This window comes from Hydrocarboniclastica marina, assembly GCF_004851605.1.
Lineage (GTDB): Bacteria > Pseudomonadota > Gammaproteobacteria > Pseudomonadales > Oleiphilaceae > Hydrocarboniclastica > Hydrocarboniclastica marina.
In genome coordinates, this window is sequence record NZ_CP031093.1 from 3,708,371 (window position 1) to 3,721,188 (window position 12,818).

The 12,818-nt window shown below is 55.6% G+C and carries 11 protein-coding genes and 1 tRNA gene; 6 read left to right on the plus strand and 6 right to left on the minus strand.

Annotation, left to right across the window (positions count from 1 at the left end):
- Window positions 1–7 precede the first annotated feature (7 nt).
- Complete coding sequence (locus soil367_RS16410; RefSeq protein WP_136550115.1) at window positions 8–1,132, plus strand: phospholipase A; 1,125 nt, start codon at window positions 8–10, stop codon at window positions 1,130–1,132.
- Window positions 1,133–1,186: 54 nt separating this feature from the next.
- Here soil367_RS16410 and bfr read toward each other — a convergent pair whose 3' ends face one another.
- Together bfr and soil367_RS16420 are read right to left on the minus strand one after the other, a co-directional pair.
- Window positions 1,187–1,663, minus strand: coding sequence for a bacterioferritin (gene bfr, locus soil367_RS16415; RefSeq protein WP_136550116.1), 477 nt, complete (start codon window positions 1,661–1,663; stop codon window positions 1,187–1,189).
- A gap of 118 nt (window positions 1,664–1,781) precedes the next feature.
- Entirely contained in the window at window positions 1,782–2,030 is a 249-nt protein-coding gene (locus tag soil367_RS16420) for a bacterioferritin-associated ferredoxin (protein WP_172962375.1), read from the minus strand.
- A 155-nt stretch (window positions 2,031–2,185) separates the two neighbouring features.
- Between soil367_RS16420 and soil367_RS16425 the strand changes: the two genes are divergently transcribed.
- Window positions 2,186–2,262 (plus strand) — tRNA-Arg (locus soil367_RS16425).
- A 278-nt stretch (window positions 2,263–2,540) separates the two neighbouring features.
- Here soil367_RS16425 and soil367_RS16430 read toward each other — a convergent pair.
- From soil367_RS16430 to soil367_RS16445, 4 genes are all read right to left on the minus strand, one after another.
- Window positions 2,541–5,147, minus strand: coding sequence for an AAA family ATPase (locus soil367_RS16430; protein WP_136550118.1), 2,607 nt, complete (start codon window positions 5,145–5,147; stop codon window positions 2,541–2,543).
- A 208-nt stretch (window positions 5,148–5,355) separates the two neighbouring features.
- Window positions 5,356–7,953 (minus strand): DEAD/DEAH box helicase, encoded by a 2,598-nt coding sequence (locus soil367_RS16435; RefSeq protein WP_136550119.1) that lies wholly within the window; start codon window positions 7,951–7,953, stop codon window positions 5,356–5,358.
- Between the two features lie 3 nt (window positions 7,954–7,956).
- The gene (locus soil367_RS16440; RefSeq protein WP_136550120.1) at window positions 7,957–10,092 is read right to left on the minus strand and encodes a site-specific DNA-methyltransferase; all 2,136 of its coding nucleotides are present in this window, start codon (window positions 10,090–10,092) and stop codon (window positions 7,957–7,959) included.
- 315 nt (window positions 10,093–10,407) lie between these two features.
- The gene (locus soil367_RS16445; RefSeq protein ID WP_425459956.1) at window positions 10,408–10,680 is read right to left on the minus strand and encodes a helix-turn-helix domain-containing protein; all 273 of its coding nucleotides are present in this window, start codon (window positions 10,678–10,680) and stop codon (window positions 10,408–10,410) included.
- Window positions 10,681–10,761: 81 nt separating this feature from the next.
- Here soil367_RS16445 and soil367_RS16450 point away from each other — a divergent pair, with 81 nt between their 5' ends.
- The 4 genes from soil367_RS16450 to soil367_RS16465 are packed head-to-tail and all read left to right on the plus strand — an operon-like array spanning window position 10,762 to window position 12,784.
- Window positions 10,762–10,998, plus strand: coding sequence for a hypothetical protein (locus tag soil367_RS16450; protein WP_136550121.1), 237 nt, complete (start codon window positions 10,762–10,764; stop codon window positions 10,996–10,998).
- On the plus strand, window positions 10,991–12,223 hold the full coding sequence (locus soil367_RS16455; RefSeq protein ID WP_136550122.1) for an Arm DNA-binding domain-containing protein: 1,233 nt from the start codon (window positions 10,991–10,993) through the stop codon (window positions 12,221–12,223). Before soil367_RS16450 ends, soil367_RS16455 begins: the two co-directional genes overlap by 8 nt.
- Entirely contained in the window at window positions 12,213–12,506 is a 294-nt protein-coding gene (locus tag soil367_RS16460) for a hypothetical protein (RefSeq protein ID WP_136550123.1), read from the plus strand. Before soil367_RS16455 ends, soil367_RS16460 begins: the two co-directional genes overlap by 11 nt.
- Window positions 12,503–12,784, plus strand: coding sequence for a hypothetical protein (locus tag soil367_RS16465; protein ID WP_136550124.1), 282 nt, complete (start codon window positions 12,503–12,505; stop codon window positions 12,782–12,784). The genes soil367_RS16460 and soil367_RS16465 overlap by 4 nt, the downstream gene beginning before the upstream one ends.
- The last annotated feature ends 34 nt before the right edge of the window (window positions 12,785–12,818 follow it).

Genomic DNA, 12,818 nt, shown 5'->3' on the forward strand with positions numbered 1-12,818 from the left:
TTCTAACATGAATCGCAAAAGCGCCAGCTTCAGCGTGCTCCTGGTCGGGCTGGGCACCGCCATATCCGCGCTGGCACAAGATGTTAACGAGCCAGGCGGGAACGGAATGACCAATGGCCTCCCTGAAGGACAGCCCGCCCCGACCCGTATCGAGCAATGCGCCGCCATTGAGATGGGAGTCTCCAGGCTTGAGTGCTACGACCAGTTCCTGAAGCCGCAACAGACCCAGCCCGTACAACAGGAAACCGACCCCGACCTGCTGGATGCCGCAGAATCGATCGGCCTGGATCGGGAAACCCTGGACGAAGAAGAGGCTCGGCCGCCAAGCCTGGTCGAGCAATTGCTGGCACGCCAGCAGGCGCTATTTTCCTACTCCGGTACCTTCGTCCGTCACCGGGCCAACTACCTGCTTCCCGTCACATACGGCAGCCCGGTAAACCAGGCACCCAAAAGCGTGCAGTTCGGGCGGGAGCCGTTGCAGGAAGACTTCTCCAATATGGAAGCCAAGTTCCAGTTCAGCGTGCGCATACCACTGCTGACAGGACTATTCCCGGAACGCACCAGGCTGTGGGCCGCCTATACACAGTTATCGTTCTGGCAAGCGTTCAACCGGGACGAGTCGTCGCCCTTTCGAGAGTCGAACTACGAGCCGGAAATCTTCCTCAGCTATGAGCCCGCCCTGAAGCTTGGGCCAGGATCCATAGACATCGTCAGCATCGGCATAAACCACCAGTCCAACGGCCTTTCCGACCCGCTCTCCCGCAGCTGGAACCGGCTTCTTGGCAATGTCGTCTACAGCAACAACCGCTGGGTGATGTCAGCCAGCCCGTGGTACCGAATACCCGAGAGCAAAAGCGAAGACAATAACCCCGATATCTACAAGTATCTGGGCTACGCCGACTACAACGTCACCTATAAATTACCGGATGAAACGACGATCGGGATGCTTTTCCGGAATAACCTCGATTTTGACGAAAACAGAAGCACCGTCAGGCTGGACTATACTTTCCCTCTGTCAGACTCTGTTCGGGCTTACGTGCAGTATTTCCACGGCTGGGGCGAGACGCTGATTGACTACAATCACCACGTGAAGCGGATCGGGATAGGCATAACCATTGCGGACTGGCTCTGACCGGGACGGCTCGCTGAGAGCGAGGTCCCGACCGGGAATGGCTTTGGGGGCAAGCTACTCGCTGGGCATCGCCTGTAGCTGCATAAAGTTCTCCAGCCCCATTCTCTGGATCATCTCCAACTGGGTCTCAAGCCAGTCGATGTGATCCTCTTCGCTATCGATAATTGACGCGAAAAGATCCCGTGACGCGTAATCCTGCACCTGCTCACAGTACTGAACAGCCGCCTTCAGATCAGCATGGGCCTTGTGCTCGATCTTGAGATCGCACTCGATCATTTCCTGCACGTGCTCGCCGATCAGCAGCTTGTTCAGATCCTGCAGGTTGGGCAGGCCTTCGAGAAAGAGAATGCGCTCGATCAGACGGTCGGCATGCTTCATCTCATCAATGGACTCGTCGTACTCCTTCTTCTCGAGCCGCTTCAGGCCCCAGTTGCCGTACATACGCGCATGCAGGAAATACTGGTTAATAGCCGTAAGCTCATTAGCCAGAACCTGGTTCAGAAACTGGATAACCTTGGGGTCACCTTTCACGAAATGTAGCCTCCCTCTGATGTGACAATGCAGCGACTGCAGAAGCAGCCGCCCGCGAGCGGTTTTCAGCTCACATTAGGGCATCCGCAGAGAGGGAATTCAAGACCAGAAGGATTAATCAGGCGGGCTGGGCCAACATATTGGCGAGTTGCATATAGTTCTCACTGCGAGTCTCTCGCAGCAGTTCCCGGGCCATGGGCGCGCACCGACCACACTGGCGACCGACGTTAAGCTCCTTACCCAACTCGCGCATACTGCCACAACCTGTGCGTGCTGCCTGTCGGATTTGCCTGTCGGTTACCCCAAAACACATGCAGACATACATACGCTCACCCCTGCCATGAACCGTTGTGATAATTATTATCATTAAGATCCACAAAAGCAAGCCCACGATGTCTCTTTTGAGCCATGGTAATGTAATCAGCACCCTGCCCGAATGCCCACAACGACGTTGGACATTGCGCTCATCCGGGCTTATCATAGGCGCCCTGTTTCGGGGACCCACCCCAACAACCCAGCAAACCGCCCGTAGCTCAGCTGGATAGAGCGCTGCCCTCCGGAGGCAGAGGTCAGAGGTTCGAATCCTCTCGGGCGGGCCATGTAAAAGAAGGGCTTACGTGTGAGCGTAGGCCCTTTTCTTTTTCTTGTGTCCAGATTGTGTCCACGCTGTGTCCACGGCTCTGGCGCATTTATGACCGACCGAGAAATTGTGACCTTTGCACTGACACTGGTTCTTCTGGGCCTGGACACAAATAACTGCAGTGAAGCCAGACAATTAATTTCTAAGAGAACTTCAAGACCCGAGTTACAAGCGCTAAAGTAACCCCATGAATAATACTGCACTCAGTGCCACAGTACTGAGGTGGCTGCTAAGGGTTCAAGGCAACCTAGCAGCATTCTGCCGATGACGAAGGTTGTCCGCCCAAGCCGCCAACGCATCAATCTCTGCAGCCAATGCTTCCGGTCTCGGCAAAGGGCGGTTCAACGCAGCGGCGGCGCTGTGCAGCAGCCCGGAACAGCGAACAAATCCGTCCCGCATAGCCTCGCAGTCGACAGCTGTGATCGCGGTCAGCTTAATCAAGCCAGGCGTCCTCACTTCATTGGACAGTCGCCGAATGACGTGCCCGACGGCTTCTTCAACCGCGATCTCCCACGTATCACGCAGCGTTGCCGCGATGGATTTGACGGACCTTCGCCACTCGTCGTGATTGCCTTGCTCAAAATGGAAGCGTTCGCCCGCAAGCTGATTATTAAGACTTGTGGTGATGTCACTGACCCGACGCGCCTTGAATGGCGGTTCGCTGCGGCAAAAGCCTGCCTTGTCAGCACCCCGGCTGATAGAGCTAATCGCAACCTGCGGCTTAGGCCGCACATCGTCCGCCGCGCGATTCAACTCGAACAGGAACGCCAGGTCATGCGTGAAGACGATGACCTGTCGATGCGCGGCCTCAGCAACTAGACGCTTGGCCACGGCCTCCCGGTGCATGTGGTCGAGCGAGGAAACGGGATCATCAAAGACAATGCCGGATTTGTTTGCCGTGGTGACAAGTTCAGCCATGAACGCGGCCAAGGCAACGCAGCGATGCTCGCCTTCGCTCAAAACCTGTCCCACCGTAGCTGTGGGCTTCCGTCTAAGTGCGACCTTGAAGCGAGGGATGCCCTGAACGCTGTTGCGCTGTCGAAGCTCCACAGCGAGGTCAGCAATCTCGAAGCTCGCCACCTCGCGAGCAAATTGCGCGCGTAGCGCGTCCGTCACCAAAGCCTGAGCGATCTCGGTGCTCTTGGTGGTGGCGCGGTTGGTGAAAGTTTCCCGTTGGGCCGCCTCAAGCCGTGCGATTTTCTTCTGGCGTTCAATTTCGCCAAGAACATCGGCTTTGATGCCACCAAGCCATTGCCGATCCGCAAGCTCATCCTTTTCGGCAAGCAAGGCGGCGCGAGCTGGAGATCCAGCCTCCGCGGCGAGGGCGTTCGCCCGAGCCTCAATTCCTGCAGCTTGATCGACCAGCGCCTGACGCGGATATTCCGCAGCGGGTACATCAACAGCGGCGTTTGGATTCGCGTGGCTTCGCCGGATCTGGCGGTGACGCCATAGAGCGCGCAGAGTCGCGCCCCTGACCTCCACTCCCAAGGCATCTTGGCGCAGTCCGTCGCGGAGGATTGCCACAATGTTCGTAAGCTCTGCCAACGAAACAGCCTCACTCTTGAACGTTGCCAGTGCGCTGTCATAGGTGACGCGCGCAGCCTCGGCACGTTGCTGGCTGTCGTCGCGCACAAAAGCCTCGAAGCGATTGAGGCGATCTGCGGCTACGGGCGTCAATTCCTGCTGACAAAGCAGACATACGCTGCCGGGATCTGTCACAGGGAAGTGCTGTTCGGGATAGGCATCCGTGTCAGAAAATGCTCGGGCACTGGCCCATAGAGCCTGCCAAACCTCCGATCCGATTTGCGGCAATGGTTCGTCCCGGAAAAGTGCACTGGAAGCAGCTTCTGCCGCCTGGCGCGCTGCATCGCTAGCAACGGCAAGGCGACGCAGGTCATTGGCGGTCTCGTCGCTGATTGAAGCAAATAGCCGATCCAGGCCCACAATGCACCCGTCAATTTTGGTCTTCAACGCCGCAAGCTGGCGCGCCGCGCGAGCTGGATCACCAGCCAAGTCCGCCGTGAGCTGTGCCAATCGGTCTTGCTCTGCTTGCGTGAGTGTGGCCAACTCCTCTACTATCGCCGGCGCAGTATTGGCAGTGAGATTGGCCATGAGTTTGCCGACCGCTGTGTCCCTGCTACATGTCGGCGTCCTGATAGCTTCCGGCGTTTGCGCCTTTATCTGGTCAATATCTGCTGCTAGCTTTTCCTTGATCAACTTGCACAGCTGCGCTAGTGAACCAAGCAGTTTGAGCGGAAACGGTGTGTAAGCCACGTCATTCGTATCATCCACATGGACGTTTGCTGTGCGGGAATCGAACACACTGATACCTGCAAGCGCGGGGTCGGCAGCCTGACCAAGTTGCCAAGCGCAGGTACGATTCTGACCGCTGATCGCGTATTCAATCGTGGCGCTCGGGTTGCCCGGTGCGGCGTCATATATGTCGGGGACGATCTCCTCAGCTCGGCCAGACATACGGGCGCGACAAACTTTCTTGAGTATCCGCGCATAGCCGGATTTTCCCGATCCGTTGTCACCGTAGATGATCGTCAAACCGACACGATGGAGAGTCAGCCGTTGGTCGGGAGCCAGTGCGTTGATATGCCGGACTCCATGCACCTGCCGCAGATAGACTTCCCCTTGATGGCCATTCGGTCCGCGAAGGTGTCCCGCTTCCAGCGGGACCGCTGGATTGTCTCCCTTGCAAATGGAAGCCAGCTCGTCGATATCAACCGGCTCCAAGGCTGCTTGCGTTGCAAGTCGGCGCAGTGCGTCGCGCTGCCAGCCGGGACTATCTGCAGACCACGCAAGGATGTTAGTCAGCGCCTCTGCTTCCGTAGTCATAAACCTGCGCCTCTCATTCGCACCCGCTACATGTACCAGCCTTAACAAAGGCTCAGCTCAAGGTCTCGGATAACGTCTTGCCGAGCCGTCAGCCGATCAGCTCGGCCTAGATCTCCTCCGTAACAAGAACGGCCCGATTTCGTTGTGTATTTACGCACGCCGTGGTACCTGCGGTAGTCGAACTGATTAGCCAATCCCAGTTACACGATCACTGGTAATCATTTGCAAGCCCACTACTGAATATCGTTTCCGCATCTTGGGCTACGGCGATCGCATCCCGCACTTCCTGGCGTTTCAAATCGAGTACTCGCAGCTTGCCGCTTCCCTTCACCATGGCGAGCGACTCGATCCGGCGATAGACAGCGAGATGGCATGCGGCGTACAACGCCAAGCCTTGGAGCTTCGGCAACGCATCACCCAAGTGCAGCCCGTGCGGATCAACCAGATCGACCACTAGGGAGCCGTCCTCCTCAGCAAAGAACAGAAAGTCTGGGCGAACAATCCCGTAATGACCGGATTTCTCATAGGCAATACCCAACGATGCTTGCCCTGGCTGTTGCGGATTGCGGTACCAGAAAGAGAATCCTGGCCTTGCCGATTCAGTCTCGACAACCGTGCGCTCCCAAGCATTCAAGTCAGCTGGGTACTTGCCTGCATGGTCGCACAGCAAGTGGCCATCCCAGACCGGGAGCACCCTCACCTTGCCGTTTTCGTTCGCCTTGGTCGCCTCATAACGGGCCTCAGGCTTTAGCAAGCCCGCGTCCTGCGGCTCTGTACTCATTTCGATGATCTGCCGATAGGATTCCCTTCGATCATCGCTTAGGGCCTTGATCTGCTCCCGATACTTGGACAACCAGGTCTTCGCCACTTTGTCCGCCTCGGCATCGAAATAAGCCTGTGCCTCAGTAACTAGGCCCAAGCCAGCAACGGTTACGCGAGCTTCAACAATGGCTTCCAGGAATGCTTCCGGATCATCATCACGGTTGGCTGCTAGGCTGGCCAGGTGGTCAACATACGAGTGGGCAATCGCCGGGCTGAAGATGCGCGCTGCACGGCGATAGGCGTCGTCGATTACCGCCACGTCGGCATCTTCCCAGAACTGTTCAAGGCTGCGCCCCTGGCCCAGCATGTCCGCTTTCACAGTCTTGCCGTCCACAACCAAGACAGACTGTTGCTTGGCCTTGATCTTGGCTGCGTTGTCTGCCTGAAACTTATTCAGAACTGCATGCATTTCCGCATGGGCCAGCCTGCCTGCACCAGGCAGAATATCGTCGGATACCAATTCATGGGCCAGCGCAGTCAACCTGACAGCAGGCTTGGCACCTCGCTGTGGACGTGTTTGTGACGGTAGCGCCTCGAATGCTTCCCACACGGCATGCGAAACAGCAGGGTTCGGCACCACTTCGATGTAGTCGATCAAGACCCGACCTGGCGTTGCCGCATCGCTGCCGGTCGTCAACTCATCGACAACCTGCTCCACAGCCTTGCGATTAAACTTAGGCAGCAAGCAGTCCACTGCGTTCAAACGGTCATTACCAGGGATACGGCGAGCCAGTGGCGAACGCACCAGACGGCCCAACAACTGCGTAATGTGGGTCTTGTCCTTGGCTGCACGGAAAGAAACCATGACCTCGGCTCGCGGACAATCCCAGCCTGTGCTAATAGCATCCTTGGCAATCAACACCCGTACCCAGGTTGACTCCTCGACTCGCTGAGGCTCGATATAAGGCACGTCCCGTTTGCCGAACCGTTGCGTAGTATGATCTCCAAAAACATGCGCCACGCTGGCAGAAGGCAGCTCGGGATAACGCTCAAAAATGGTATCCAGAGCCCGTCCGATTTTATCTGGATCAGGCGTGTTGGGAACCTGCAAAACCATCAGCGGCACGACAACATGGGCTTCCTGCTGCTGCTTGGAGTAAGCTGACCAAGCAGCGGTGGACTCTTTCAACGTGTCAGTCGCTCGGCGCACCAAAACGGTATCGAAGTCACCGACATTGTCCGGTATATCTAGCAGGATGGTGTCTTTGATAAGACCGGACTCTTGAACCTTGGAGGCATCAACCTCCACATTGGGCAGCTTGATATGCTTGCCTGCCGACTCAATCGCCTTATTGAATCGTTCGACCGTGGCCGAGATACCCCATACCGCTGGGATGCCGGGCACGCTGCCTACGCCATTGATGAGCCTTTGGACGATAGTGCTCTTGGCGTTCTGGCTAGCCGCAGTCTGTGTTCCCATGCCTCGGTGCGCCTCATCCAGCACGAGATACAGCGTCAAATCCGGGTCTTCAATGGTGTTCTGTATAGTGTCCCAAATGGTGTATGCACGTAGATCGGGACGCATGTCGGGAAATGTGCCGTCCACTTTGGCGGCCATTTCCTCCGGATCATGGCCGCGCACCAGAAGACTGTTTTTGCTGAGCTTCTGGGTATTGAGAAAGTAGATTTTCCCGGCTTGGAACTTCGGCCTGTTAAAGGTGTTTTCTACCACCACCAAATCGGTGTAGTTGATACGGTCACTGGCCTCGATGAAGCGAAAGCGCGTCTGCTCATTCAACGACGGGTCATCGCTGAACCAGATCACCACCGCGCTAGGGTCGGCATCAAAGCTGAACTCATCGTCACCATGAAACAGCGCCTCGAACGTGGCCGCAGCCATTACCGTTTTACCCGCGCCGGTTACCGCAGTGAGTGAGAATGCCGTCCTGTCGGCTTCAATGTGCCAAAGGCGACGAGCCTTGCCTAGGTTACTCAAGGAGTCGCGGACGGCGTCGCGCTGATAGTCTTTAAGCGTGAACTTCATCCGTTATTCTCCGTTGGTAAAGCTAAAGTTGGTGAGATAAGACTCGTACAGTCGCACTGGTTCGACGCCATCGGGCAACCGCTTGGCGATTGCCTGGAAGCGCCGGTCATCGTCGGTAACGATATAGGCAATGCGTACCCCATCCACCTTACCCAGTGCCTTGATAAAGGGTGTGGCTGCATCCGCGTTATTTAGTAGTGCATAGGCATCTGCCACCGCCCATCCATCGGCGGGCAGCTTGTCAATACGACTCCCTCGCGCTCCAGCGCGCAACCACAGTAACGGCGCAACTCGGCTAAACGCTAGGTTGTGGCTGACCGATAATGGGGTTTCATACGTCAGGGTGAAAAATTCGGCGTTTTCCTCGAATCCTTCTGCTATCGGGAATTCGTCGATAAACTTGTAATCGCCCTCAATAGCCTGACCGTCCGGAGTTTTGCCTCTGATGGCAGCGGCAACACGCGGCTTGGTAACGTAGTCGCAAATACCCAACCTCTCCCAATCGGGATCACCTGGACGTAGACCTGCTTGCCGCAGAGCGGCTTGCTCATCGGAGCGAACTTCGTTATTAGTGACGCATATTGACTGTCGCCGACCGCCGTCCTGTCGATTGAGGCGCATCACCGCATGTGCCGTTGATCCTGAACCACTAAAAAAGTCGAGGATAATCGCGTCGGGCTTCCCTCGAACAATTATGCGAAGGGCATCTTCAACAGCGTAAAGACTCTTGGGGAACGGGAATGCACGACCATTGCCCAAAAACTTTCCGACTAAATCGGTGCCGTATGCGCCGGCGTCATGCCTTTTCCTGTGCCAAACGGTACGGACTTTCTTGGTCGCAGCACCGTCGTAAACTACGTCTGCAACCCCTGTCACCGGATCTCGAGCCAGTACGACCAAGGTCCCGTCTTCAACTTCCTTACGAAGTTGCTCAGACAGGTACGAAAAGCCCCACGATTTGCGCTTCTTGTCGTACGCTCCAAGCGCTACAAAGCCCTTCTTGACAAGGTCGTTAAATGTACTGACTCCGACTCCCCACCTTCCAAGCGTCAGATTTTTGCGCACAGGCCAGACCGCAACGTTGCCATCCGCATCAGTTAGGTTAAAGTCGGGTTCTTGTTCAAGAGGAAGGTATTGGCCCGCTTTCACAATCTTCTTGGTCTTGGGATTGATCCAGATGGGATAAAACATCTGTTCGCGATCTTTTCTCTCCGCTTCATCCCCTGATCGAAGTAACCCTTTCCACCGAGGTCGCGCGTGGCCATCATCAGATGCTTTCGAGTCCGTCGTTGTTAGGAGGTCGTCGTCCCCTGCGAAGATTTTGCTCTCAGGGCCGAAACAGAAGAACGCATATTCCTCTACGCGTGAAAGATAACCTTGTGTCACGCCCTTAGGGTTGATCACGATTGTGACCTGCTGGATCGTGAACCCCTCCAGTGTTTGTTCCAGCAACAACCCTAACCGTCGAACCTCGTGCTCGTCTATTGTGACAATTAAAGTACCTGACGGCTTAAGTAGCTCTTTGGCGATTAACAGGCGCCGTTCCATGAAAGCAAGCCACTTGGAATGGCGATAAAGATCGTCCTCGCCAACGTAGTTGTTATTGTACTTCCAGTCACTCGCGCCTGAGTTGTAAGGCGGGTCAATATAGATGGCGTCAACATTGCCGCGATGGGTATAGGTCAGCATCTTGAGGACATGGAAGTTCTCTCCATTAATGACCGAATGGTGAGGCTTCTCGCCGCCTCGCAGCACCTTGCCGGTACTGACCAGGCCCGGATAGATGGTGTCACGGAACTCGGCCACCACCACCAGGTCATCCACCGACACGGTCTGAGTCTCGATCTCTGCGGCTCCCAGCAACTCTAAGGCCGCTATCTTCTTGCTTCTCTGAATACTCTTCACCCGCCACAGCCGCTCATCACCTTTCTTGGTAGAACCACGCTTAGGCATTACTCGAACCTTGTCACCCTTGCGAATTGGTCGCAGCGGCAACTCAACCGCTTCCGGGCTATGACGCTCGAAATTCAGCCCAAAGGGTAACCGTGACGACAGCATCTTGAACTCTCGATCCAGCTCGGCCCCTAACGCCGCGTCTTTGGCTTTTGCCTTGGCAATCAAATCAGTCAGTCTGGACACGAAATCACTTTCTCTCTTTGGATATACACTATTGATGGCGCGGCTTTACGACGCTGCAATGCTTATAATTGGTTTCTCTGATACGCCGTAGTCATGGCCACTTCGGCATCGTTTGTGTTCGGGTCACGGCGCAGTGCCTTGATCTGACATATCTGTTTGGCGTCTGACTTCGGTTTGCGGCTGCCTGCACCGTCTCGCGCACGGCTGCTAAAGGCCTTGAGGCTCCGACACTGAGCACCAAAGCGACGGGCCGCATAACTGATCGAAAACTCGAAATTGCCATTGTCTGGACTGCTCCTCACCAGAAATTTTTCACTAGTCATCCTTAAACTCGAATAAATCGCCTACATCACATCCCAGATATCGGCACAGAGCTTCAATTGTTTCGAGCTCTACGCGACTGGCCGTTTCGTGATAAAGCCGGGTGACAGTGCCCCGGTTCACGCCCGTCTCCCTCGCTACATCAACAATCTTGAGCTTCTTTTCACCCATCAATCTGGACAGATGGCATTTAATCATTGGCTCACCAAAGAACAAAATAACCCGCAGGAGATCAAAAAGACTTGCAATAGGCCTTTTAGAGTGCATAATGATCTTCAGGAGGACATTTTGAGGCGCTAACGACTCGGTATGTCCTCCAGCACTGAAAGGTAGCAGAGGAAAAATCCCATGTCACAGCTTTACCTCACAACCGAAGAGCTCGCCGAGCGAATTAAGTACGACCCACGAACTATACGAGAAAGGCTCAAGGACTCCGTTCTGCTGGAAGGAGTCCATTACTTTCGTCCCTTCGGCGGCCGCAAGATTCTCTACATCTGGAGCGTGATCGAGCAAGACATGCTTGGCCATTCCACGAATCACACTTTGGCCGTGCCGATGGCCGGAGGAGGTGTTTGCCGTGGGTAAAGTCGTGGCCCGCCCTGAAACGGGCAAACTGTTTTTCGACTTCCGCTACAACGGCAAACGCTGCCGCGAACAAACCGCTCTGGGCGATTCTCCAGCGAATCGGAGGAAGCTCGAAAGCATCCTCAGGAAAATTGAGGCTGAGATCACGCTAGGCACGTTCGAGTATGGCCGCTACTTCCCCAACAGCCCCAACGCCGAAAACTTTAGTAAGCGGGCGATCGCCTCAGCCAGGGAATACCACGAGACGCCCTTGTTCAGTTGTTTTGCTGAGGACTGGTTCGAGGAGATGAAGATCCAGTGGCGTAAGTCGCACATCGCTACCGTGCGCCTGACGCTGAACAACTATCTATTGCCCGCGTTTGCAAAGAAGGAGGTCGGCCGCATCACCAAGGCAGACATTCTCGAGTTCCGGTCCTCGCTCGCCAAAGTTCAGACCCGGAGCGCGAAAAATCTGTCAGCAACTCGCATTAACCACATCATGACGCCTTTGCGCATGATCCTGAGTGAAGCAGCCAACCGCTTCGATTTTAGCTCACCCTATCACGGGATTAAATCATTGAGGGTACCGCGGACGGACGTTCAGCCCTTCACCCTCGATGAGGTGAAGCTGATCCTGGATACCGTCCGGCCCGACTTTCGAGAGTATTTCACGGTCAGGTTCTTCACCGGCTTGCGGACTGGTGAAATCGATGGCCTGCAATGGGAGCACGTCGATTTCAGGCGCCGCCAGATTCTGGTGCGTCAGTCACTGGTGAACGGTGAGCTGGAATATACCAAGAATGATGGGTCATTCAGGACCATCGACATGTCCCAGTTGGTGCATGACGCGCTCATGAGGCAGCGAAAGGTCACCGGCTCCAATACGTTCGTGTTCTGCACACGCTCGGGCACACCATTGTCCCATAACAATGTCACCAAGCGAGTCTGGTACCCGTTATTGGCTCACTTGAATTTGCGTAAACGCCGGCCCTACCAGACAAGACATACCGCAGCGACGCTATGGCTCGCTTCAGGCGAGAGCCCAGAGTGGATTGCCCAACAGATGGGCCACACAACGACCGAAATGCTGTTTCGTGTCTACTCCCGTTATGTGCCGAACCTAACTCGCCGGGACGGCTCCGCCTTCGAGCGATTGCTACTGCAGAGTTTTGATCAAAGCGGATCGACCACGGCCTCCGAAACGCCTACCAACCCCTCCATGATGGAGCTAAATCATGAGCACTAAACTCGCACTTCTGCCATATGCTGCGCCTGCACGATATTCCCGTGACGAGCGTTTGAGGATAACCAGACTCGCGGGTGCTTTGCGGTTGGCGCTTAACATTCATCCCGGGAACGGCTTGGTCATGGTTCTCGGCCATGGCGGGGAGAAGAACAACCTGGAGGCTCTGGAAACCTGGGTACAGAGGAGCCTCGAAGCTCAGGCCCTACCCCCCAATCGCGCCTCACTTCAGCCATTGCTTGCGCAGCTGGAGACTTACCTGACCCACTGGGAAGCCGACAAATGAGTCGGTTCGCGATGTTCAAGGGCGCTACCACTCGAATGGAATCCTGTGTCGTCATAAGCGTCTATCCAACCATTGACCCGATGTGGCCTCTGATTTGGCGCCTTATTCTCCGGGCCGGAGATCAGGATCTTGTGGTGTTTCTGGCCGAAGGCACGCTGATTAGCAGGACCTTACCGGGACTGTATCAGGAGCTTTTCGGTGTGCTCACTTGCGCCCCATTTGCCGGACGGCTCTATTGCACTCTCGATGAGTTCGTTCTGATGCCGGATGTGAACTAAACGTCGGTCACTGTCCGAGACAAAACCGGGACAG

Coding starts and splice junctions, on each gene's coding strand:
- soil367_RS16460 (WP_136550123.1), top strand. CDS start 12,213: ATGAGCACTAAACTCGCACTTCTGCCATATGCTGCGCCTGCACGATAT.
- soil367_RS16465 (WP_136550124.1), top strand. CDS start 12,503: ATGAGTCGGTTCGCGATGTTCAAGGGCGCTACCACTCGAATGGAATCC.
- soil367_RS16410 (WP_136550115.1), top strand. CDS start 8: ATGAATCGCAAAAGCGCCAGCTTCAGCGTGCTCCTGGTCGGGCTGGGC.
- soil367_RS16450 (WP_136550121.1), top strand. CDS start 10,762: ATGTCACAGCTTTACCTCACAACCGAAGAGCTCGCCGAGCGAATTAAG.
- soil367_RS16435 (WP_136550119.1), bottom strand. CDS start 7,953: ATGAAGTTCACGCTTAAAGACTATCAGCGCGACGCCGTCCGCGACTCC.
- soil367_RS16420 (WP_172962375.1), bottom strand. CDS start 2,030: ATGATAATAATTATCACAACGGTTCATGGCAGGGGTGAGCGTATGTAT.
- soil367_RS16445 (WP_425459956.1), bottom strand. CDS start 10,680: ATGCACTCTAAAAGGCCTATTGCAAGTCTTTTTGATCTCCTGCGGGTT.
- soil367_RS16430 (WP_136550118.1), bottom strand. CDS start 5,147: ATGACTACGGAAGCAGAGGCGCTGACTAACATCCTTGCGTGGTCTGCA.